The 20,747-nt window shown below is 32.1% G+C and carries 22 protein-coding genes and 1 pseudogene; 8 read left to right on the top strand and 15 right to left on the bottom strand.

Annotated elements, in window-relative coordinates; genetic code table 11:
* Positions 1-25: 25 nt before the first annotated feature.
* Positions 26-181 (top strand): hypothetical protein, encoded by a 156-nt coding sequence (locus tag NIL_RS10695; protein WP_187648693.1) that lies wholly within the window; start codon positions 26-28, stop codon positions 179-181.
* Positions 182-787: 606 nt separating this feature from the next.
* Here the strand turns inward: NIL_RS10695 and NIL_RS10690 are convergent.
* Genes NIL_RS10690 through NIL_RS10635 form a run of 12 tightly spaced genes read right to left on the bottom strand, consistent with a single transcriptional unit; the run spans position 788 to position 12,550 of the window.
* A complete protein-coding gene (locus NIL_RS10690) occupies positions 788-1,621 on the bottom strand; it encodes a hypothetical protein (RefSeq protein WP_187648692.1) in 834 nt (277 codons plus the stop codon).
* A gap of 9 nt (positions 1,622-1,630) precedes the next feature.
* On the bottom strand, positions 1,631-2,869 hold the full coding sequence (locus NIL_RS10685; RefSeq protein WP_187648691.1) for a DnaB-like helicase N-terminal domain-containing protein: 1,239 nt from the start codon (positions 2,867-2,869) through the stop codon (positions 1,631-1,633).
* The gene (locus NIL_RS10680) at positions 2,866-3,294 is read right to left on the bottom strand and encodes a thioredoxin fold domain-containing protein (protein ID WP_187648690.1); all 429 of its coding nucleotides are present in this window, start codon (positions 3,292-3,294) and stop codon (positions 2,866-2,868) included. The genes NIL_RS10685 and NIL_RS10680 overlap by 4 nt, the downstream gene beginning before the upstream one ends.
* Positions 3,278-3,463 (bottom strand): hypothetical protein, encoded by a 186-nt coding sequence (locus NIL_RS10675; RefSeq protein WP_187648689.1) that lies wholly within the window; start codon positions 3,461-3,463, stop codon positions 3,278-3,280. Before NIL_RS10675 ends, NIL_RS10680 begins: the two co-directional genes overlap by 17 nt.
* A gap of 12 nt (positions 3,464-3,475) precedes the next feature.
* Entirely contained in the window at positions 3,476-4,402 is a 927-nt protein-coding gene (locus NIL_RS10670) for a TrbC family F-type conjugative pilus assembly protein (protein ID WP_187648688.1), read from the bottom strand.
* Positions 4,399-5,139 (bottom strand): EAL domain-containing protein, encoded by a 741-nt coding sequence (locus tag NIL_RS10665; RefSeq protein WP_187648687.1) that lies wholly within the window; start codon positions 5,137-5,139, stop codon positions 4,399-4,401. The genes NIL_RS10670 and NIL_RS10665 overlap by 4 nt, the downstream gene beginning before the upstream one ends.
* On the bottom strand, positions 5,129-6,115 hold the full coding sequence (locus NIL_RS10660; RefSeq protein ID WP_187648686.1) for a TraU family protein: 987 nt from the start codon (positions 6,113-6,115) through the stop codon (positions 5,129-5,131). Before NIL_RS10660 ends, NIL_RS10665 begins: the two co-directional genes overlap by 11 nt.
* Entirely contained in the window at positions 6,115-6,744 is a 630-nt protein-coding gene (locus NIL_RS10655; RefSeq protein ID WP_187648685.1) for a chromosome segregation protein ParM, read from the bottom strand. Before NIL_RS10655 ends, NIL_RS10660 begins: the two co-directional genes overlap by 1 nt.
* The gene (traF, locus tag NIL_RS10650; RefSeq protein ID WP_187648684.1) at positions 6,741-7,502 is read right to left on the bottom strand and encodes a conjugal transfer protein TraF; all 762 of its coding nucleotides are present in this window, start codon (positions 7,500-7,502) and stop codon (positions 6,741-6,743) included. The genes NIL_RS10655 and traF overlap by 4 nt, the downstream gene beginning before the upstream one ends.
* Positions 7,489-11,976, bottom strand: a complete 4,488-nt coding sequence (locus tag NIL_RS10645) for a conjugal transfer protein TraG N-terminal domain-containing protein (protein ID WP_187648683.1) — start codon at positions 11,974-11,976, stop codon at positions 7,489-7,491. Before NIL_RS10645 ends, traF begins: the two co-directional genes overlap by 14 nt.
* 21 nt (positions 11,977-11,997) lie before the next feature.
* Positions 11,998-12,324: a hypothetical protein gene (locus tag NIL_RS10640; protein ID WP_187648682.1), complete on the bottom strand. Its 327-nt coding sequence runs from the start codon at positions 12,322-12,324 to the stop codon at positions 11,998-12,000.
* Positions 12,308-12,550 (bottom strand): ribbon-helix-helix domain-containing protein, encoded by a 243-nt coding sequence (locus NIL_RS10635; protein ID WP_187648681.1) that lies wholly within the window; start codon positions 12,548-12,550, stop codon positions 12,308-12,310. The genes NIL_RS10640 and NIL_RS10635 overlap by 17 nt, the downstream gene beginning before the upstream one ends.
* 448 nt (positions 12,551-12,998) lie before the next feature.
* Between NIL_RS10635 and NIL_RS10630 the strand changes: the two genes are divergently transcribed.
* From NIL_RS10630 to NIL_RS10600, 7 genes and pseudogenes are all read left to right on the top strand, one after another.
* Positions 12,999-13,604, top strand: coding sequence for a hypothetical protein (locus tag NIL_RS10630; RefSeq protein WP_187648680.1), 606 nt, complete (start codon positions 12,999-13,001; stop codon positions 13,602-13,604).
* A 294-nt stretch (positions 13,605-13,898) separates the two neighbouring features.
* Positions 13,899-14,168 (top strand): hypothetical protein, encoded by a 270-nt coding sequence (locus NIL_RS10625; protein ID WP_187648679.1) that lies wholly within the window; start codon positions 13,899-13,901, stop codon positions 14,166-14,168.
* A 25-nt stretch (positions 14,169-14,193) separates the two neighbouring features.
* Entirely contained in the window at positions 14,194-14,496 is a 303-nt protein-coding gene (locus tag NIL_RS10620; RefSeq protein WP_187648678.1) for a hypothetical protein, read from the top strand.
* Between the two features lie 85 nt (positions 14,497-14,581).
* Positions 14,582-15,472 (top strand): ParM/StbA family protein, encoded by an 891-nt coding sequence (locus tag NIL_RS10615; protein ID WP_187648677.1) that lies wholly within the window; start codon positions 14,582-14,584, stop codon positions 15,470-15,472.
* Complete coding sequence (locus tag NIL_RS10610) at positions 15,459-15,737, top strand: hypothetical protein (protein WP_187648676.1); 279 nt, start codon at positions 15,459-15,461, stop codon at positions 15,735-15,737. Before NIL_RS10615 ends, NIL_RS10610 begins: the two co-directional genes overlap by 14 nt.
* 61 nt (positions 15,738-15,798) lie before the next feature.
* Positions 15,799-16,113 (top strand): HU family DNA-binding protein, encoded by a 315-nt coding sequence (locus tag NIL_RS10605; RefSeq protein ID WP_187648675.1) that lies wholly within the window; start codon positions 15,799-15,801, stop codon positions 16,111-16,113.
* Between the two features lie 765 nt (positions 16,114-16,878).
* A pseudogene (locus tag NIL_RS10600) lies at positions 16,879-17,966 on the top strand (IS3 family transposase).
* A 32-nt stretch (positions 17,967-17,998) separates the two neighbouring features.
* Here the strand turns inward: NIL_RS10600 and NIL_RS10595 are convergent.
* The 3 genes from NIL_RS10595 to NIL_RS10585 all read right to left on the bottom strand — a co-directional run bounded on the left by NIL_RS10595 (position 17,999) and on the right by NIL_RS10585 (position 20,741).
* Positions 17,999-18,649, bottom strand: coding sequence for an Eco57I restriction-modification methylase domain-containing protein (locus NIL_RS10595; protein WP_187648674.1), 651 nt, complete (start codon positions 18,647-18,649; stop codon positions 17,999-18,001).
* A gap of 8 nt (positions 18,650-18,657) precedes the next feature.
* Positions 18,658-20,070 carry an N-6 DNA methylase gene (locus NIL_RS10590; protein ID WP_187648673.1) on the bottom strand — a complete coding sequence of 471 codons (1,413 nt, stop codon included), beginning with the start codon at positions 20,068-20,070 and terminating at the stop codon, positions 18,658-18,660.
* Between the two features lie 341 nt (positions 20,071-20,411).
* Entirely contained in the window at positions 20,412-20,741 is a 330-nt protein-coding gene (locus NIL_RS10585; protein ID WP_187648672.1) for a hypothetical protein, read from the bottom strand.
* Between the last annotated feature and the right edge of the window lie 6 nt (positions 20,742-20,747).

Here is a 20,747-nt window from a genome sequence, read left to right as displayed (position 1 = left end):
ACAAAAAACAATCAAAGGAACAGCAATGCCTTTTATATTATTAATGCTTGCCGTACTTATATTTGCCATTACAAAAGGGCTTATAATAGAAGCTTCACCAATAGTTTTTTTTATAACAGCTTCTTTATATATCCACTTCAATAAAGAAAAAGCAAAAAATATACTCGATCCATATTTTTAATACGGAAGCGTGGTTGTGCTATTTATATAAATATTTGTAGCATTTTACACTATTATAGTCGAAAATATTCTAAAGCCACAACTATCTAATTCTTTTTACAATCCACTTACCATAAACTTAAAATAATAAGTTGCAAAAAAGCCCATAATTACGGGTATCGTGCTATTGCGGAAGCGTGATTGTGCTATGTAAACTTAAACTCATAAATATTAAGAGCATACTCCCAAACTTAAATAAAAAAAACACCTACAAATCCCATCATTAAGCCATTTAAGTTTTTTGCGGAAGCGTGGTTGTGCTATGTAAACTTAAATAAAAAATTAGCAAAACCCCCCTATTTATGGCGAAATACAAACAAAGAAATATAAGATGATTAAGAAAATAGTCGAAAACATTCTAAACAACACGGATTCTTAAAGTGAAAACGGAAGCGTGGTTGTGCTATTGCGGAAGCGTGGTTGTGCTATTGCGGAAGCGTGGTTGTGCTATTGCGGAAGCGTGGTTGTGCTATTGCGGAAGCGTGGTTGTGCTATTTTGCAGATATTTATAGAACTATATAGATATTATAGTTCTTATAGAGGGGCGGTTTTTTTATAACCGCCCCATCTATTCAATAGCATTTATACAAGCTGGTAAAATTTTTACAGAATTCAACCCTTGATAGTAAAATGTCTCATTTTTTGGGTTATACAGGATACCAAACTTTTCAAGAGTATCAATGTTTTCTTTTACTTCTTTTTTTGCGTATCTAATAGATCTATCGCTTTCCATTGGAAAGCCTATTGTTTCAAGTAGGTCCATTATATTTAAGTTAAGTTGTTTATGTGTAAAGAAAAATCTTATTATTGATCTTAGAAGAGGACTTTCAAGCTCTAAAAGGTTTGCTACCTCTCTTTTGTAATTGACTGATAAACCGTTTTCATAGAATTTAACATATCTTGCGTCAAAAACAATTCCATACAAATCCTCTTTTTCGCTGTAAGCCTGATGCGAAATTATATTAAAGTCAAATTCGTTTCCATGGTTATCTTTGTATTTTATAACAGTATCCCTTATCTCATCTATTTTTTCTTTGAACCATTTAAAATTCCGACTTTTTGCATTATTGCTATTTTGATACATTTTCCAGGCTTCATATAAAGAAAAATATATAGCGATGCTGCCATCTGGTAAACGTTTAGTTTTTCTATGTACACTTAGAATTACATCAATTATAGATTTATGCGTATCAGTCAGAAGTCTATTTCTTATCTCTACTGTTCCCCATTTTGTTTTTACAACACGAACATTTTTGTTTTCTATAAAATCCTTATATGTCCGTGAATTTTTGACAATTTTTGATACAGGCGCAAAAATAGGAACTCTTAGCTCATCAACGGTAGACGTAGAATTTTCTATTTTTGTTTGAATATCAAACAAAGTTAGTTGCTCTTTTCTCATGATTTTTCCTTAAAAGTCATCATATAATGTTGTTTTACCAATTCCCTCTTTCCTGTTTGTTGTATTTTTCGCAGATTGAGGGAATATTTGTCTCTCTACTTTATCTCCACCCAAGATAATTTTAACTCCCCAATTATCCTTTTCTACAAATATAGTTTTAAATGTATCAGGATTTTTTGATTTTTTATCTATATTTTTTAATTCATAATGTAATCTCACTGCATCTACAAAAGCTCCTGCACCCCTTACCTTATTATCTTCTTTTCTGCTATGATGAGATAAAACTATCGTTTTATTCTCCTTTATTGCCCAAGTGTTTAGTAAATTCATAAAATATCGAGCATTTGTATTAGAATTTTCCTCTCCCCCATAAAAAGCAATAAGGGGATCAAATATAATAAGATCGAACTCGCTTAATTCTTTTTTCATTTGGTAAAAATATTCGCTTACCTTTAAAACTCCAGCATTATTAGTTTCAGCAATATAAATAGGCATTGTGTCCGTACCTGCAATACTAATTCTATCAAAAATTTTTTCCGGGTTTTTAAGGGAAATAATTTTATTTACAATTTTATTCATTCTTGATTTTGAAATACCAACGGTATCTTCACTTAGCCATCCAAAGGCTTTTAAATTTGGATTTTCCATGCAAAACCTGATTAGGATTTGCAATAAAAGAAAACTTTTACCTGATCCGCCTCTTGCCGAGATGAATGTTATTGCGTTTTTAGGAATTGGCAACCAGCTTTTTAACCAAAATTCCGGCTCCTTTTCCTCTATTTCGTTCACTTTATGTATGTTAATTATTCTTGTTTCATTAAGTGTTTTATTATCATATTCTTCGATAAAAGATATCAGGTTACTTTTGATTTCATATGAACTTTTATCTTCGATCTCTGCCGCTTGTAAGATACTCTTTACTTCATAAAATAGTTTTCTTTTTCTTGCCTTCTCTTTTAATTCTTCTATGTATACAACTAAATTTGACAATGGATTTGCAGCCAAAACCTCAAGAAATTCTATTTCATTGAATCTGTTATGCTTTTCAAGATAATCCTTTAAAAACTCCTCATCAATTGGTTTATCGTTCTCAAATAAATATACGATCGCTTCGAATAAACTTTGATGGAAAGGATGAAAAAAATGGTCTGGTTTTAATTGTGGTCCATATTTTTCAAATAGTTGAGGGTCAAACACAAATGAACTTAATATTGCTCTTTCAATATTAATATTATAAAGCTTACTCATAGCCCTGAACTTTCGTCATATTTTTCTTTTAATAATTGGACTTTTTTTACAAAATCATATAGCATTGCCGAAGGTATTATTCCTTCAATCGGTTGCATTACAACCCTGCCTGATGGTGTTACAATCATAAAAGTTGGTGTTTCGCCCTGGAAAGGCAAATCAACAGGAACTTTTCCGCCTCTTGCAATATCTGTATATACTACCACATATTTATTTTGAAGAAAATTCAACAGATTTTTATTATTATTAACATCTTGCATAAACTTGATACAATGCGGACAATTACTTGACAAAATGAAAAAAGCAATTAATTTGTTCTCATTTTGCGCTTCAGGCAAGGCATCATATATGCTGGTGTATGTGCCTGCAACTGCAATTTGTAATAAAAATATCAATCCAAGTAAAATCTTAGCAATTTTTTTCATCTTTTTTATCCTCACTTTTAGCTTTTTCGGATCTGTTTAATAAATCACTAAAAAATTTCCTCATTTTTTCCTTTGCGGCAGCTCTGCTTTCAGGCGTTTCTCCTGTTATTTTATCCAATGTTTTTTCGGCATTGTCCATTATCTTTTGTATTGCTTCTTTGAAATCCATGTAATATCCTCCTTATTTATAAAATGATTTATTCATAGCTTTTAATAATCTTTCTATTCCCTTGCTTTTTGCTTTCTCATTTATCTTTTTAAGGGTATAGTTCACGCTTGCTTCACCATATGCTATCCAATATAGCTCATCAGGATCCGGACTACCTATTGTGGATTTATACTGCTGAACAACCGGATTGTAATTTTTAATAAACAAAACCGCTGGTACCGCTTCTACATCAAACCTCCTTGTTATTTTTGGATTGATTTCGATATTGAATTGGTATCTGTTCTTTATATCACTCTTATCGCCGTTTTCATCTTTTATCAAAAGCTTGTTTATATAATTTATTGTAGGCATTATTTTTTTAGGAGAACCAATAACACCTCTTAATACAAAAGTTACATCGGTATTTACCGGTTCAAGCATCTTAAAATAGTTTTTAATTGTTGCGTCCGGTAGTGATGAACTTATTACAATGAATATTTTTTCGTTTGGCTCTAAATACTTATTGGTTGATAAAAGAGGACTGTTGTCTTTTGCGAGCTGTTCCATAATTTCTTTGGTTTGAACACTATATTTTCCCGCATATTTACTCCAGTCAATTGATTTATCATACAAGATGTAGTTTTGATTCGCAACTACACCTTTTTGAAATTTTTTAGATTTTACATAATTATTAACTTCTTTTGCATATTCTTCTGCTGCATTACTTTTTCCAAAACTTATGTTGTATTTTCTTTTTATCTCACTTGCATTCATATCTTTAAGTTTTTTGAATTGTGTCAAATTGAGATCTAAACTGTTTTTCCGCAACTCTTCAGGGTCAATTCTAACCGTTTCCATCCTCTGTTTGCTCAAATATTTTTTCATGAACAGTTCTGTTTTATTGATATCTTCACTTGCAATTAACATTATGCAGGTAAGTGTTATCATCAACCATTTCATTCAACTTCCCTTATGTAAGAGTGTACTGGTAATGGTCTACCGAGGTAGTAACCTTGCAGATAGTCCGCTTCTATTGTTTTAGCAATAGAATACAGCTCTTTGTTTTCAATATGTTCTATAACAGTCTTTTTTTTCAACGATTTTGCAAAAGAATTAAGATGTTTAAGTGCATCTATAATTGCCGTTTTCCCCTTTTTGATACTTTGCATAAAAACACCATCAAACTTGATTGTATCAATAAAATCGTAATCACAAACAAGATCTCTTACCGATTTCTCCGAACAAAAATCATCAAGTGCTATACTAAAACCTTTTCTTTTTAGATTCAAAAGTAGGTTTCCTTTATTCTCGCAAATCAGAACATCTTCAGTAATTTCAATTGTTATCAATTTGGCCTCAGCAGCATTAAAATAACTGCAAATATAATCAGAATTTTCCTCTGTAAGTTCATCTTGTGACAAATTAATCGATATTCCACTACTTTTTATACTTTGATCATGGAGAATGTTTTTAACAAACAACAATAACTCTTTAGTGAATTTACTTGCAATATCTGGTGTGATAGATTGTATATTACCATTTTGAAATACTCTGCTTAAAACTTCATAGGACCTGATTTTTTTGTTATATCCATTTTGGAATATAGGCTGCAAATGATAATCAATTAAAATCAAATTGCTTAAAAATATTTTATTGAAGTTGTTGTTTACTTTATCTTTTAAACAATTAGAATGCACAACACTCCCTTTTTTTGAATAGTAAATAATTAAAGTTATCTCCAACAAAAGGAATATTTTTCCCATAGCTCCACAAAAGCCCACTTTGCCCTATTCCGGTGGCTATTGGATGTGGTATTGGTGCCATGATTTGCATACGGTAGGCTGACTTTCTCCATATTGGAGCCGGATAATATCCACACAATCCAAGCTGACCCCAACTACCCCAAAGAATCAGTTGTCTATGAAGTTTATAAATTATAGATGCAGCCACACTTGCACTATCCTCTACATAGTCTTTAGTATTTGTGTTTCCGGTAAGCGGATAAGCATTTCCCCAGCTCCCTTTGCACCAAAACAGAGGATCAAGCGGTGCGTTTATCTGTGCTGCTACGCTATCGGCAATACAAGCCATATTTGTAATAGGATTTCCAAATAACAATGCTTCTGGATTTATAATTGCACTTAACATATCATCGTTCCATAATGGATCTACTTCTGTTATGTACGCTACATCAAAACCAGTAGTTTCAAGACATATAAAATCTGTCATAAGCTCAAGTATTGCATAAAGAGGAAAAATGTAATAGTGTGCTTGAAAAAATGTTCTGCTTTTGCTTATTGCATCACCCTTGGTTCCTCCTTGCATAGGATTTAAACCAAGTCCAAAACCCAAACCAGCAAAACAGTATGGATCTTTTACGACATCGATCAAACGACTCGGTTCAAAGAAACTTACAGGGATACCAATTCTTACAAAAAGTGGGGGCGGCATATTGCATATACATATTGGAGAGCCGACACTACCCATTGGATCTGGCATAGGCCCTTGTAATATTGTAATTCCAGCAATTCTAAGCGGTAACATACAAGAATAACAGGTGCTTGTCATAATAGTAACAAGTTGAGCCGGATTAGCTTTACATACTGCTTCAGCTTTACCAGATGGCCACAGTAGCATTAATGTAAAAAAAAGAACTGCAAATCCTTTTTTCATCAATTCTCCTTGTTGCTTCCAAGACATATCTCTCTTACTTCCATCTTATCGCCTTTTTGGATTATGATACTCGGTGTATGTTTTAATTGAAATCTTTCTTGTATTTGTGGCATACAATAGTATACATTTTGGTTCAATTCTTTTGTTAATTTATAATAATTGCCATCTGTTATCAGCAGTCTATACGCTATTGTATTTGCATATTTGCTGTTCTTAAACCATTCTACTTCCGTAGGATTTTTGCCATTAATAACTACTATTCCATAACTCAAATGTGCATATTTGAGGGGATTGAACGTAAAACCTTTTGGATAGATAATCTTGCCCTCGGCATCTGTAATATCTCTATCAAGTGTATAAGTGAGATCTGGATAAAACACTCTATTCTTTTTGGCCGGAGTTAAAGGTTTAATTCCTTCAGGTTTGTAGTTTTTTATTCTATTTTTTGCAGTATCACGCATTTTGTTAAGTTTAGATTCAAGGTATTCTTTGTTATCTTCGATATATTTTTTAATTGCTATCAAAAGATCTTCTTCTGCAAAATCATATGTTTTTCCTAAATAAAAAATGTTTGCCTCTTTGGCAAAAATTAGTCCAGCTAAAAATATCAACAATACAAGTTTTCTCATTTATCACTCTCTTTAATCGCATTTTCAAAAAGGAACATCGTATTTTTGACAAGCTCCTCTTTCGTAGCAAGTCCTGCCTTTATTCTCATCCAAATAGCTTCACCTCTACTGTTTTTATAGATAAAAAAGTTATCAGGTGTCGTTTTGATTTTAAATTTCGACACAAGCTCAGGCCTCTCCTGTAAGTTTACAAACTCAGTCTCTACACCATAATCTCTTTCAAGCATTTGATAGATAATTTTTTGTCTCTTGAATGCAAGTTCATTTTCCGATTTGTAGAACATTACAAATGCAAGATCCTCTTTATGTTTTTTAAAAAACTCTTTCTTCTCTTTTTCTTTCTCTAAGAATTGTGTACTTCTTGCGAATTTATCTTTACCAATCTCTGGGTATTCAAGTTCTGGTTCTTCAAGCATGAGCACATATTGTACTTTTGTGAACTTTTCTGCTTTGTCGAGCATGTACTTTTTTAATCGCATTACGGCTCTGACATTTTCTTTTGTAGGTTTCATTACTGCAATCTTTTTTGTTTTTTCTAAAAGTTCTCCAAATTCATCTGCTGTCATATCATCGAGCCGATCATATGGTATCGTTTTAATAAACTCTTCATCAGACACTGTTTTATTTTCATCATTTTTATTTTCTATTTTTTCCTCTTTATAATAAAACCAACCCTCTTTGCCTTTAGAAAAAAAATCGTTAGATGCAAAAGTATTAACTACTATCATACAAAAAACCATATATTTAAAGAACTTCATCTTTTTCCTTACTTACTGGGATTGCATTACTCGGATTGTTTTGTAGTTGTTTAATTTGTATTTTTAGATCGGATATTTGTTTGCCAAGAATATCATTTTTGTCTATTAAAGAAAATCCATTTTCCTGCACCTTCTCACCTACTCTAAACTCAACAGTATCATTTCCAAACATACCGCCATCTTTGTAATGTGCATATACTTGTTGCTTAGATAGATCAATGTTATTATTTTTTACAAAATCTTCGTATGCTTGTGCTTCTTTTGTAGGATAACCTGCCGAGTCAACAAAAGTAAATTTATTAACAGGTACATAACCTTTTTCCATTTCTTGAGAAGGGATAAACTGCCCGCTTGCAGCTGTTTCCATAAAAAAAGCCTCTTCTAATACTACTCCGACTGCTCCTGCCTTTGCTATTTCAGCTGCTCCACTCATTATTACTTTTGGATCTTTAACAGCTTTCCACGCATCATCAAGCAGTTCGTTTACACCTTTTTTGACATTGTCAAAGAAACTTTCTTCGGTTTTATACGAATTAGGTTTTATATTATCTGCTATATCTTCAGTTTTTGCAGTAAGCTTTGCAAAATCTCTCAGTTCTTCATTAAGTTTTGTACGAACTTGATCTATCGAACCATCTTTATTAAATACTCCTCCACCTTTTTCAAATGCATCTCTTAATCCAAGTTCTTCCATCAGTTTTTTTGTTTCAGGTGAGTTTTTCTTAATTGCATCTTCAAGCTGATCTGTTTTTTGCATAATTTCTTCGAGTTCGTCAATATTTTTTGCATTTTTGAATTTATCCAAAACTTTACCTGCAATATCCTTAGCAGCTTTTGACGTAGCTCCTAACCCAAGTCCAAGTGCAACTGCACCGGTTACTATCTCATCTTTATTGTCTTCCCAAAAACGATTAAACAACCCTTGTTCTCCCCAAGCTTTTCCATTATTTACACTCTTTTGTACCTTCTCACCTACTCTAAACTCAACAGTATCATTTCCAAACATACCGCCATCTTTGTAATGTGCATATACTTGTTGCTTAGATAGATCAATGTTATTATTTTTTACAAAATCTTCGTATGCTTGTGCTTCTTTTGTAGGATAACCTGCCGAGTCAACAAAAGTAAATTTATTAACAGGTACATAACCTTTTTCCATTTCTTGAGAAGGGATAAACTGCCCGCTTGCAGCTGTTTCCATAAAAAAAGCCTCTTCTAATACTACTCCGACTGCTCCTGCCTTTGCTATTTCAGCTGCTCCACTCATTATTACTTTTGGATCTTTAACAGCTTTCCACGCATCATCAAGCAGTTCGTTTACACCTTTTTTGACATTGTCAAAGAAACTTTCTTCGGTTTTATACGAATTAGGTTTTATATTATCTGCTATATCTTCAGTTTTTGCAGTAAGCTTTGCAAAATCTCTCAGTTCTTCATTAAGTTTTGTACGAACTTGATCTATCGAACCATCTTTATTAAATACTCCTCCACCTTTTTCAAATGCATCTCTTAATCCAAGTTCTTCCATCAGTTTTTTTGTTTCAGGTGAGTTTTTCTTAATTGCATCTTCAAGCTGATCTGTTTTTTGCATAATTTCTTCGAGTTCGTCAATATTTTTTGCATTTTTGAATTTATCCAAAACTTTACCTGCAATATCCTTAGCAGCTTTTGACGTAGCTCCTAACCCAAGTCCAAGTGCAACTGCACCGGTTACTATCTCATCTTTATTGTCTTCCCAAAAACGATTAAACAACCCTTGTTCTCCCCAAGCTTTTCCATTATTTACACTCTTTTGTACCTTCTCACCTATTTCAGAATTATCAGACTGGAGAGTGTTTTTGGTGTTATTATAGTTTTGAAGCATCTTGTCTTTTTGCTCTCCAAGTTTTTGATCATCATCATAAAGCTTTGAAGTATCAACAACTGAAATATTTTTAGGGGTATGCATAGCCGATTTCATTTTTTCTATACCGCTAACATCTACATTTTCTGATAAAGTATCAATGTTTCCGGCTCCATATTTTTTATACAGTTCATTTAATTTCTCAAAATCACCTTTGGCCAATAAATCTTCCCAGCGTCCGGCGGCTTCAATTGCTGCCTTTTCGATAGGCATTTTTCTTAAATTAGGATCTCCTTTTATCCAGTTATTCAAAAATGCAGCACCGGCATCGCTGGTAAGCATCTTTTGAGTATTTTGAGCAAAGGAAAGTTTTTGAGCTGCTGATTCAGCTTCTGTTAGACTTTCAGTATATTTTTTAGATGCTGTTTCAAGTTGGCTGGCTTTTTCGGAATCTATATGTTTTGTTACATTAGCAAGAGATTTTCTATATTCTTCATTTTCGGTAAATTGATGTTGCAATGTTTCTTTAAATTCTGCCAAATGTTGTTCGGCTTCTTTGGATGTGTCTGTCCAGGAATACTTTTTGCCATTAGCATCAAAAGCTGTGTATTCAACACCCCCGGATACTACTTTTGCCGTAATAAATCCACTTCCGTTAGCTGCTATCTTCTTCATATTCTGAAAACTTTCTCCAAAACCTTCGGAATGTTCAAAAGTTTTATTAAATGCTTCACTTTCAGCTTTTGATATATTTTTAATATCACTTTGCGCAACACCTTTGCTTATCATGTCTTGAAAAGCACTTTCATTTGAGTTTATAGTATCAATGCTATTTGATATGCTATTAGATAATTCAGTTTGAGCATTTTTTAGATTAGTTTGTGCTTTTGAATATTCATTAGAGGCGGTATTTGAAATATTCTGAGCATATGCCATACTGCCAGGGGAATCGAAACCAACAATTTTATTGCTCGCTACTTGCATTTTTGTCAAGCCATGATCCATCTCGATATTGCTTGTAGTTATGCCGGTATTTTTATCGGTATGTTTTGTAATGCTATATGTATGATCTCCGTACATTCCATGGTTAGCACCTTGGGTGTTTTGTGAAATGTGTCCGCCAAGATCACCATATACATCGTTGCCTACTCTTATAGCCGGTTGAGTAGCGGTAGTCATCTTTTCAGCAAGATTTCTACCACCTGTATTTGTTCCACCTTGTATAGACGCTCCTAATGAGCTTGCAAGCTGTACAAAACCATGTTCAGATGCTTTAGCCAAAGAATACGCTAAAAGTGGGGTAAGCCAAGATAGATAGCCAAGCCATGCTACAACATTGCTTGTTTTAGAGTCAATCATTGGCTTCATTTGCATAGTGAAATATTGTCCTGTTTGATTGGCTGTTTCCGTAAAAATATTTGAAATATAAATATCGCCTATAAAATTTAAAATTACCAAAATAGGAGTCCATAAAACAAGCCATAACATTAGAGTAAAAAACATTTTAATGTGAGTAAGTTCTCCGAATGCAATAGCAAGAATTGCTATAAGCCAAGACAATCCTATGATCACCGATACCAATACGGCTTTCATTTTTGGCAAATAGTCTTTTGCAAGCAGCCCTGCCATAGTAAATTGACTTTTCGTTTGTAATTCGGCCATTGTGGTTCCCCAGGCAAGGGCATTAGGGTCCAAACCTGATGCTTTTGCCGAATTAACAAACCCCTGATTAGTTAATTTGATTAAAACATTTTGCTGTAAATATTCTCTTGCATTTTGATTTGCTCCAAAATATAGCTCCGAAATATAAGATGCTCTATCTTGATACAAAGTAGTTGTTTCACCGTTAATAGCAGCTGCAAGATTTATTAGAGAGTCCATTTGACTATCTACCTGATCTTTTATGTAATTTGATGCTTCACTACATTGGATTGTTTCTCCATTTGGGTTGGCCGGGGTATATTTGTTTGTAAGCCTTGAGCTATTTGAAGTTATTGCATTAAGTATATTATTTGCTGTTACTATATCATTTACATTCAAAGCTCCGCTTTCTATATCATACAAAACACAATTACTTATATAATCAAAATATGTTCTTTTAAAATATGCATCAGGAAAATCAATACTATTTGTATTGAGTTGTGTGGTTAATGGGTAGCCAAAGCCTGCATTCCTATAATTGATAGATAAAGGTGTTGAAAAATGAATTTCCATAGCATTTGCTATGCCATCTTCAAGCGTAGATAAAAGTGAATACGTTAATCCGATACCAAGGGGGATTTGACTTACGGTATAAACTTCGCCTGTTACTTTATCCTCTATTACAAATCTGTGTTTATCATCGTCTGGTGCCTGCAAGAAAAAATATGAAACTCCCGCAAATAAAAATAGCAACTTGCCAAATTCATAGACGGGATTAACTCTATTGTCGGTAGCTTTTTTAATTGCAAAAATAAAAAAAGCCAAAGCCATTGCAGCTTTGGCTAAATTATCAATCCCTGTTACTATACCTTTAATTGCGAGCATAACTTCGTTTATAACATCTGCATAACCCCAAGTATATATAACACCGTTATATCCGGCAGCAAATGAACCAGTAGCAAATAATAATATAAGAATTATTTTTTTCATAAATTCCCCTATATTGCTCTCTTACATAAACGAACTGTCATTAGTCATTAATGACATATCAATTTTTTTAGACTCTTTTTTCATTCTACTTCTTGCAATTTTTTCATTTTCACTACTTTTTTCGTTTATTGAGCTTATAGAACTTATAAATGGAAACCAAATTGGCATAGACAGAACAACTTTTCCCAGTCCGTTTGTTGAAATGTTTGTTATCCATTCAACTGCTGTTTTATAGTCATCAATAAAAATAAATGCGACAAAAGCAATTGCACCAAACACAGCAAGCATTAAATACATAAGGATTACTTTAATAATATAACCTGCAAACCAATTAAGTATTGTTCTCATTTCCTCCCCCTTTATTATGTTTGTTTATTTTATTAATATCAAAAACGCCCTCTTTCTCCAATGCCATTACTATTATTTTACTTTTTGGAATTTTTGATAATTTTGACAATGTATCAAGTGCTTCGTATTGTTCTTTAGTTAAAGAAATTGTTAAAGTCTTGTAATTTTTTTCCTTGTTTTTTTTAATATCATTATTAAGTATTTCATCTATTAGTTTTTTTGCCATATAAAATCCTTTAAAAATATTACACGATTTTTCTATACCTTAATTTTAGCACAAAATCGTCTAAAAAGCAATAAATCTATTATAGTTTATTACTTTGATATCAAGTTTTGTTTTTTAATATTGCACTAATTTTATTCAATTTTATTTTCTTGTCCTTTGATCAGTTTTTAAAATCCAAGGAAATGACTACATTACTGTCGTATGTATATTGCCCAATTAAGGGAAACAAAGCGAATATGCAATAATAAACCAAAAAAAATTCAAGGGAACTCTAATATATATTGCCCAATTAAGGGAAACAAAAAACACTAATATCTTCATTTAAAAGTCTATAAAAAAATAAGGGAAACAATACCTAAAATTAAGGGATACATATATATATAAGCAGATTAAGGGAAATATGCTACAATTTTAAGGGAACTATTTATGAAAATATAAGGAGATATTTATGGCATCATTGCTTGACATAGAATATGATATATTGAGCCTACCAGCTCTTAAAAAAGAGATAGACAAAGAAGATTTTCAAACTCCCTACCTCAAAACAAAAGAGGACAAAATACTCTTTGCAAAATATGTAGGAGGGTTTCTTGCAGATATAATTCAGAGAAAAGAGCCTATGGTTTCAGCGATCAAAGAACTTGATAAAGCACAAAAGCAACTCGAAAATCATAATGTTACACAAATAGAAAAACTGGTAAATAATTGGCTAAAAAAAGCATTCTTTTTGCACTTAAAAGACGGGTATAAAATAAGTAAAAACATACTACTAAAACATTTAAAAGATAAGCTAAAGCCTACTAATGAAAGAGATGAAAAACGAATCGAATATGCAGTGGAAAAAGCATTAAAAAAGAACAGATTAATTATGCATAAAAGAGTTTTTAGAGCTAAAAAACACGATAAGATTAAAGAGCTTCAAGAGCGTCACCCAAACCTTAATGTTATATCTGCATTTGCATATGGAATGATTGAAGATCGAGCGAACATTAAGAATGTCGATATTGAATACTGGGATAAAATACTAACCCTTTTGGAGAGCAAAAAGACTTAAAGCTCTCTCCCCCTCATAGCTACAATTACAATTAAATAATATTGAAACAACAATTCAAAAATAATTAATATACAATTAACTTCAATTTAATTAACAATTAAAAAGAAATAAATATAAAATCCAAATAAAATATAATTGTACATAATATCATATTTAGAAGCATTTGGAATATATTTACAAATCAATTCGAAAAAAATCAAAAATAATTCCAAAAACATTTCAAAACTATTGAAATTTAACTAAATAAATACTACAATACTAATATATCCAAAATACAAAAAAAAGGAGTTGCTTATGAAAAAGGTCGTTGTCGCTATGACTATTTTAGCTTCAATTGTAGCTAATACAGTTTCAGCATCTTCACTTCCAGGATCCAAAGAAGTGTCGATATGTGTAGTAGACAAGCACAATCTTCTTGCACTTGCAAAAGAAAAAATTTTATGTTCAGGAGATTATGAAGGAAAGACAAATATTTTAAAAATGTATAAAAATGACTGGGAAATAAAAACATCTTTTCTGTTTAAAGATAGAACATATCTTGTATTTGAGAGAACTAAGAACTAAAATAAATAGGAAAAAAGGAGAAAAAATGAAAATAGAAGAAATGAAAATGCTACAACCTGGACATTTTGTAGTTGATTTAGAAACTACTAAGAAATGGAAAAGAATAGTTATTTGCGAAGTTATTAAAAAAGATGATAGCGGAATAGTCATTTATGCTTTAAAAGAAGAGGATGAAAGAGGATATCCACATAGGTTTAGATTTAATGAAAATGATGCTTCAATGCTACTGTCATTAAGCAATGTAAACCGTCTGTATGATAAACTTGGTTTCAAATTTGATGCTAATAAAATAGCGGAGAGATACAAAGAAAGGTTTAAGGATCTATAACAAGAAAAAACCATACTCAAGACTATTTGAAAAGTCTACAAAAAATAAAAAAAATGAAGCATATATCAAACAAAGGAGCAATATAATGCAAAAAATAGCAATTGATATTGGTTATGGAGATACCAAAGTTGTCACAAAGGACCAACAGTTTAAATTTGCCTCAGCAATTGAGAAAAAGCGTGAGGCAATGGCTGATTATGGTTCGGCCCAGGAAGATGTATATGAGTATGGTGGTAAAAAATATACAGTAGGCGACAAAGCTCTGGCCAATGCTGTATCTACACGAGGATTTAATTTCCTTGTTAAATATTCTCCCCTCATAATCTACCACGCAATAAAAAAAGCCGGCTTAAACACAAAAGAGCCTATACATATCGTAACTGGGCTTTCTATTGTAAACTGGAATGAAAAAGAGCATTTTATTGAGGCTATAAAAACTATAAATATAAACGATGAAGTAATCAAGCCTAAGATAAAACTTATGGCTCAGGGCCAGGGTATTTTCTATGACTATAAAGGTGATAAAAACGGTATTGTGTGCATAGTTGATATTGGCTACAACACTTTTGATTTTTTGGTATTTGAAGATGGCGATCCTCGTCCTGATCTATCTTTCGCAACTAAAAAAGGTGCCAATGTGGTTATCACCGAATTGCAAACTAAAATAAAGAAAAAATTTAATGCCGATATTACAGAACAGATGGCCAAAGATATATTTACAACTGGTTACTTTATGAACTACGGAGAAAAAATAGACTTGACAGACGAGATAGAGGACGCAAAAATTGACTATACAGATTTTATCCTTGATGAAATGAAATCGCAAAGATCTGATTTGCTGAGATCTGCTACAAAGGTAATATTCAGCGGCGGCGGTGCATATTTCCTTGAAGGTGCTAAGTTGCCTAAGAATGTTGATTTTTCAGAAAAACCTTATGAATTTGCAAATGCAAGGGGTTACTATGAAAAAGGTTAAAGTTCAGGCTACGATTACAGGAATGGCTGCCGATATATATAAATTGCTGCCAAGTATGTCCAAGAGCAAAGCAATAACTCAAGCTATCATCCTGTTGGCCAAAGATAAAAATTTGCGAGAGATCTTTTTTGATGATCTTGAAGAGCTTGATGCGGTTCTCCAGGGCAAAAAAACTATCGAAACTAAAAAAAAGGACGATAAGCAAAAAGAAGATAAAAATAAGAAAAATACTAATGATAAAGATGATGTAGAATATGGGTGGTAGAACCACTCATATTCCATATTTATACTCATTCTTGTGAAAAAACGAGGAAAGGAATATCAAAATGACAGCAAAAGAAACAATAAGAAGGCATGAAATAGTAAGAAATATTGCAAGTGTTACAGGCTTTAAAATAAAAGATATTGACAATATTCTTGATCTGTTTTTTTATGCCGTTCTTGATGCTATAAAGGATAACAAAAAAGTCGTAGTTCCTAACTTTGGTGCATTTTATCCGTATGAGACAAAAAAAGGTACTATTATTAATATTAAAACAAAGGAACCGATCAAATATTCTTCTAAAAAAACAATGAAATTTAAAATTTCACCAAATGCAAGAAAATGTATCAACTCCGATGTTCTACATAACTCTCATTAGCTATTATTACTTTTGAAAACTATAATATAAAAACATTTCAATAAAAATAAATTTACATTCCATATTCATTATAATATAAATAGTATAGCAATTCGATAACAATAAAAATGGAATTATATCCAAATGAAAGATTATAAGATTTTAAATACTACTATATTTCAAATTTAATTAATTTTAAATGAAAAAACAATATAAAAATATAGACAAAAACCCGTAATTATGGTATAATTGTTGAAGCTATAATGGAGTAGGGTGTTTGCTACTTTGCCTTTAAGGACGCTTTTTGAGGTGTGAGGGTGGGAGCGTCACTAAAAAGGCTCTGCAATAATGATTAAAATATTGATTTTGATATTAGAAGTTGCAGTAGCAGTCCTTCGGCTAATCGAAGAACTGCTGAAATAAGAAGCGAACTTGTAAACCCTAAATAGCAGTTTGATCTTGAAGCTGATTGTCGGGAGAGGGCGCCAACCCTCTAAGGTAACCCTTTCGGCTTCCTGATCATCTGCTACCATTATAGCAAATATTTTTTAAAATTACAACTACAATTTATTTCCCCTAAATACTTTTTAGTCTGATTACTACTAACCCATTTGTATTTGTATACCAAAATTTTTTAGTTATTGTTTTAATGTAGATATCTTAATTGGCTCTCTCATTTTTTACAAAAATTATTCAAACTTCAAATCTTTGTTTCATTACTGACCTGCTCCCCAAAAATTGGACCAAGATCAGAGTTAGAGTATAATAAAACTACTGGAGGAGCAGATGAAGAAAAGATTCAGTGAAGAGCAGATTGTAAAAATATTACAAGAGGCTCAAAAAGCGGATACCCAAAGAGAAGTTATTCGCAAATATAATATAAGTGAGCAGACATTTTACAAATGGAAACGTATGTATGGCGGGATGAGTGTAAGTGAGGTAAAAAGACTTAAAGAGCTTGAAAAAGAGAATGCCAAGCTCAAAAAACTTCTATCAGAGCAACTACTGGTTAACGAAGCGCTCAAGGAAATAACAGAAAAAAAGTGGTAACGTCCACTGCAAAAAGAGAAGCTGTAAAAATGATGATGAGTCATAAGATATCCCAGCGGCGGGCATGCAAATAGATAGGTATTAGCCGTTCCCAGTTTGTATATGAACCCAAACAACCTAAGAAAGACAAACCTTTGATGGATTCAATCAAAAGTATAAGTGAAACCTATCCACGCTTTGGATACAGACGTATAGCGGTAATGCTAAGCTGGCGATTAAAAGAGACCATAAATGTCAAAAGAGTATATCGGATATGGCATATGCTAAACCTCCAACTTCCAAAGAAGAGACCAAAAAGAAAAAGACCAGGAACCAATCCAATAAAAATGTGTTCACAACATACAAATCATGTATGGAGTTACGACTTTGTCAGTGATAGAGCTGCCAATGGACAAAAGCTTAAAATTCTTGTAGTTGTGGATGAATATACAAGAGAGTGCCTGGCTCTTGAAGTGGCAACTTCTATCAGAGCAAAACATCTGATCGATACTCTAAGCAGGTTTATGACCTTGTATGGAAGACCATAATTTATACGTTCTGACAATGGTTCGGAATTTACAGCAAAAGCTCTTATTCACTGGCTTACAAAACACAATATCGGCCCAGCTTTCATCAAACCTGGATCTCCCTGGCAAAAAGCCTATGTAGAAAGCTTCAATGGAAAATTCATAGATGAAAGCTTAAATAGAGAGTGGTTCGCAAACAGAAAAGAGGCCCAGGTTATCATTGAACAGTGGCGGCAATACTACAATAATGAATGGCCACACAGTTCATTGAATAATAAGCCACCATCAAAAGTTTCAGGAAGGCAAAATGTTGCTTGATGTACAATCAATTACTAACTCTGTAATTGGACCTACTTTTTGGAGCAGGTCACTTCGCTACTCAAATCTTTATCTATAAACCAATAATATGGTTCTTTAATCTCCAATTCTTTCCATTTCAAGTCTTTATATATATTGCTGCCTAAAAACTTGAGTTTATCTTCTTTTGAATAAATCTCGTTTTCAAAAGTCGAATAGTAAAACACTCTTTTTTTATCGACTTCAAACGGATATTTAATAAAGATAGATATACATACCCCTACTTGAATATCGAAAATGTTTTTATCTTCTTTTGGATCTGTTTTGCTGCCGTGTAAATTCAAAATATAGATTTCATCAAAAGACTTATACAAACTTTCTCTCATTTTTCTATGCGTTCTACCCCAAATGAAAGAGTTGTTTGTAATAAATCCTAATATTCCGCTTTTTTGCGACAAAACATCTTTATTTTGCTCAAGTAGTTTCCATTGCGCAAATCGTATAAACTTGATATAGTCGTCATCTAAATTTATTTTTTTCTCATTAAGTCCTTCTTTATACTTATCCAAAAGTTTAAGTATTTTTTCGTCTCTGTTTTTCGATTTATTGTTGTATGGAGGGTTTCCTAAAATGACTAAAATATCCTCTTTCATTTTAATTTTATTGGATTTTTCGTGTTCTTCTTCAAGTAAAAGCAGTGGCATTTCAAGATTTAAACTATTTCCCTGCAAATCCAATGTGTTGTAAGATATACCTGCAATCTATCCTCATCTTTTAGCGAATAGCCCTTATTTTTTAAAATATTGGACAATTTCAAATGGGCTACTATATACGGAACAAACATCAATTCAAATCCGTATATGTCTTTTAAAAATTTCTCTTTTACGAAGTTTTCTTGCAATACCGGAGAATTGACATCTTCAATGATGGAGTTGAACACTTCTGCCAAAAAACTTCCCGTTCCCGTAGCAGGATCGAGAACTTTTACATTTTCATCTTTGTAGCCATTCATTTCAAACTTCTCTTTAAGAATAGACTTTATTGATTTAACAATAAATCTAACAGCCTCATTTGGAGTATAATAAACACCGCTCTCTTTTCTTCTTTCAGTGCCTCTTAAATTGTCGAAGGATTTTAAAAAGTCCTCATATAAATAAATCGTTAGAGAATTGATGTGAGTTTTCAACTCTTTCGATATTTTATCAGTATCGATGAGCGTCAACGTTTTTTTGATATTAGCAATGGTATATTCAATTTCTTTCGGGAGATTGAAAGATGGGGCGCTAAAGTATAAAAATTCCGCTAAAATGGAAAACTCTTTTGGCAAAAGTCTTGGCAAATCCAAATCTTCTTCGATATTTATCCCTTCGATATGAGCGACAAAAAGACCGTATGAAACAGATTGGGCAAAAATATCACAAAACTCTTTTATGTCAAAATCGTATTTAACAGCATTTTTAAAACTTTCGTATGTTTTATTGAAAAATCTAATAAATTTGTAATATTCCATATTATTTGATTCTATCACTTCTCTCGTTTTCACGCTCAAATAAAAGGATTGAGAACTTAATACTTTTACAAGTTCTTTTTTTGTTTTAATTTTTCTTTTTTCGTAGTTTAGAAAAAAGTTATCTAAAAATGCTTTAAAATTAATGACTTTATTTTCATCTATTCTAAAATCTCTATTTAGAAGATTATCTTCTATCCCATATTCAAAAAGAGTTAAATCTTTCACTATTTTGTCATAAGAAAGGTGGATGAATCGATTATAGTCGGTCAAGATTATATTAGGAGAAACTTCAAGATATTTTTTGATTTGTTCGGTTTTTAATATGCGATTTAAATTTTCTCCAAACTTTTTGGTTTCTATATATCCAATCAACAAATTATAAGAAAGGGAATCTTTTGGGTCTATTTTACGAAAAACTCTAAAATCCGGACTTCCTATTTCATATTCTTCTTTCTTTGTTTCTTGCAATATTTTGACATCACCAGGTTTAAAGACATTAAGTAAATTTTCTAAGTCAGTTCGGAGCGTATGTTCGTTTGCAATTGCAGACTCATACTTTTCTTTGATATTTTTATAATAATCTTCCAAAGCATTTATATAAATTTCTATATTCATTTTTTCCCTTGAAAAAATCATTTTTTATTAATTATATCAGATAAAGGTTCCCCGTAAAACGAATTTTTTCTATTATATTGAGCCTATCAATGTGACATTTAGAACAATTTTTTATTGCCCGATGCTCTGGCAAACTTGAAGCTATAAGTTTTTGTTTATCGTGACAATCAAAGCAATCTTTTCCGCAAGAACCAGTATTGCCAGTATTGTTTTTATGACACTCTATGCAGCTCTTTAGGATTCGGTGGTGCGATTCCTCTATCGATTTTTTTAACACTGGATGGCAAGCTATGCAGTCGCCGGTGCAGGCATAAGCAAAATTTGTAATTATGATACAAATGCTAATAATAAACCTTTTCATTTGTTTCCTTTTTTGTCTCTTTTTTTATTTTTGCATACTTTTTAAATAAAAGCTGCTTTCTTATTACATGCAACAAAAATAGCCCCAATACCCCCATAAGCCCAAAAAAATAGATAAAAAACAACATTATTGGATAGTGTTTTATAAGTCCTATGCTCTTTTTAACTGTCACTCCGTCTATACCAAAAAGCAAAAAGAGATAACCAAATAAAAAAGGCAAGATCAGAAAATAGAAAAATATCTCCAATTTCTCACTTATTTCTTCATCTATTTCTATAATACTCACCATTTTTTTAATCTGTTGCAGCATTCAAGC

This window comes from Nitrosophilus labii (assembly GCF_014466985.1).
GTDB lineage: Bacteria > Campylobacterota > Campylobacteria > Campylobacterales > Nitratiruptoraceae > Nitrosophilus_A > Nitrosophilus_A labii.
Note: the sequence above shows the minus strand (reverse complement) of the source record. Positions and strands in the feature narration are given on the sequence as shown.

Excerpts from the sequence above, each read along its gene's own strand:
- NIL_RS10610 (WP_187648676.1), top strand. The coding sequence starts at position 15,459 with ATGAAAAAGGTTAAAGTTCAGGCTACGATTACAGGAATGGCTGCCGAT.
- NIL_RS10675 (WP_187648689.1), bottom strand. The coding sequence starts at position 3,463 with ATGGATTTCAAAGAAGCAATACAAAAGATAATGGACAATGCCGAAAAA.
- NIL_RS10685 (WP_187648691.1), bottom strand. The coding sequence starts at position 2,869 with ATGAGTAAGCTTTATAATATTAATATTGAAAGAGCAATATTAAGTTCA.
- NIL_RS10645 (WP_187648683.1), bottom strand. The coding sequence starts at position 11,976 with ATGAAAAAAATAATTCTTATATTATTATTTGCTACTGGTTCATTTGCT.
- NIL_RS10655 (WP_187648685.1), bottom strand. The coding sequence starts at position 6,744 with ATGAGAAAACTTGTATTGTTGATATTTTTAGCTGGACTAATTTTTGCC.
- NIL_RS10640 (WP_187648682.1), bottom strand. The coding sequence starts at position 12,324 with ATGAGAACAATACTTAATTGGTTTGCAGGTTATATTATTAAAGTAATC.
- traF (WP_187648684.1), bottom strand. The coding sequence starts at position 7,502 with ATGAAGTTCTTTAAATATATGGTTTTTTGTATGATAGTAGTTAATACT.
- NIL_RS10630 (WP_187648680.1), top strand. The coding sequence starts at position 12,999 with ATGGCATCATTGCTTGACATAGAATATGATATATTGAGCCTACCAGCT.
- NIL_RS10605 (WP_187648675.1), top strand. The coding sequence starts at position 15,799 with ATGACAGCAAAAGAAACAATAAGAAGGCATGAAATAGTAAGAAATATT.
- NIL_RS10590 (WP_187648673.1), bottom strand. The coding sequence starts at position 20,070 with ATGAATATAGAAATTTATATAAATGCTTTGGAAGATTATTATAAAAAT.
- NIL_RS10660 (WP_187648686.1), bottom strand. The coding sequence starts at position 6,115 with ATGAAAAAAGGATTTGCAGTTCTTTTTTTTACATTAATGCTACTGTGG.
- NIL_RS10625 (WP_187648679.1), top strand. The coding sequence starts at position 13,899 with ATGAAAAAGGTCGTTGTCGCTATGACTATTTTAGCTTCAATTGTAGCT.
- NIL_RS10670 (WP_187648688.1), bottom strand. The coding sequence starts at position 4,402 with ATGAAATGGTTGATGATAACACTTACCTGCATAATGTTAATTGCAAGT.
- NIL_RS10680 (WP_187648690.1), bottom strand. The coding sequence starts at position 3,294 with ATGAAAAAAATTGCTAAGATTTTACTTGGATTGATATTTTTATTACAA.
- NIL_RS10615 (WP_187648677.1), top strand. The coding sequence starts at position 14,582 with ATGCAAAAAATAGCAATTGATATTGGTTATGGAGATACCAAAGTTGTC.
- NIL_RS10690 (WP_187648692.1), bottom strand. The coding sequence starts at position 1,621 with ATGAGAAAAGAGCAACTAACTTTGTTTGATATTCAAACAAAAATAGAA.
- NIL_RS10695 (WP_187648693.1), top strand. The coding sequence starts at position 26 with ATGCCTTTTATATTATTAATGCTTGCCGTACTTATATTTGCCATTACA.
- NIL_RS10635 (WP_187648681.1), bottom strand. The coding sequence starts at position 12,550 with ATGGCAAAAAAACTAATAGATGAAATACTTAATAATGATATTAAAAAA.
- NIL_RS10620 (WP_187648678.1), top strand. The coding sequence starts at position 14,194 with ATGAAAATAGAAGAAATGAAAATGCTACAACCTGGACATTTTGTAGTT.
- NIL_RS10585 (WP_187648672.1), bottom strand. The coding sequence starts at position 20,741 with ATGCTGCAACAGATTAAAAAAATGGTGAGTATTATAGAAATAGATGAA.
- NIL_RS10595 (WP_187648674.1), bottom strand. The coding sequence starts at position 18,649 with ATGCCACTGCTTTTACTTGAAGAAGAACACGAAAAATCCAATAAAATT.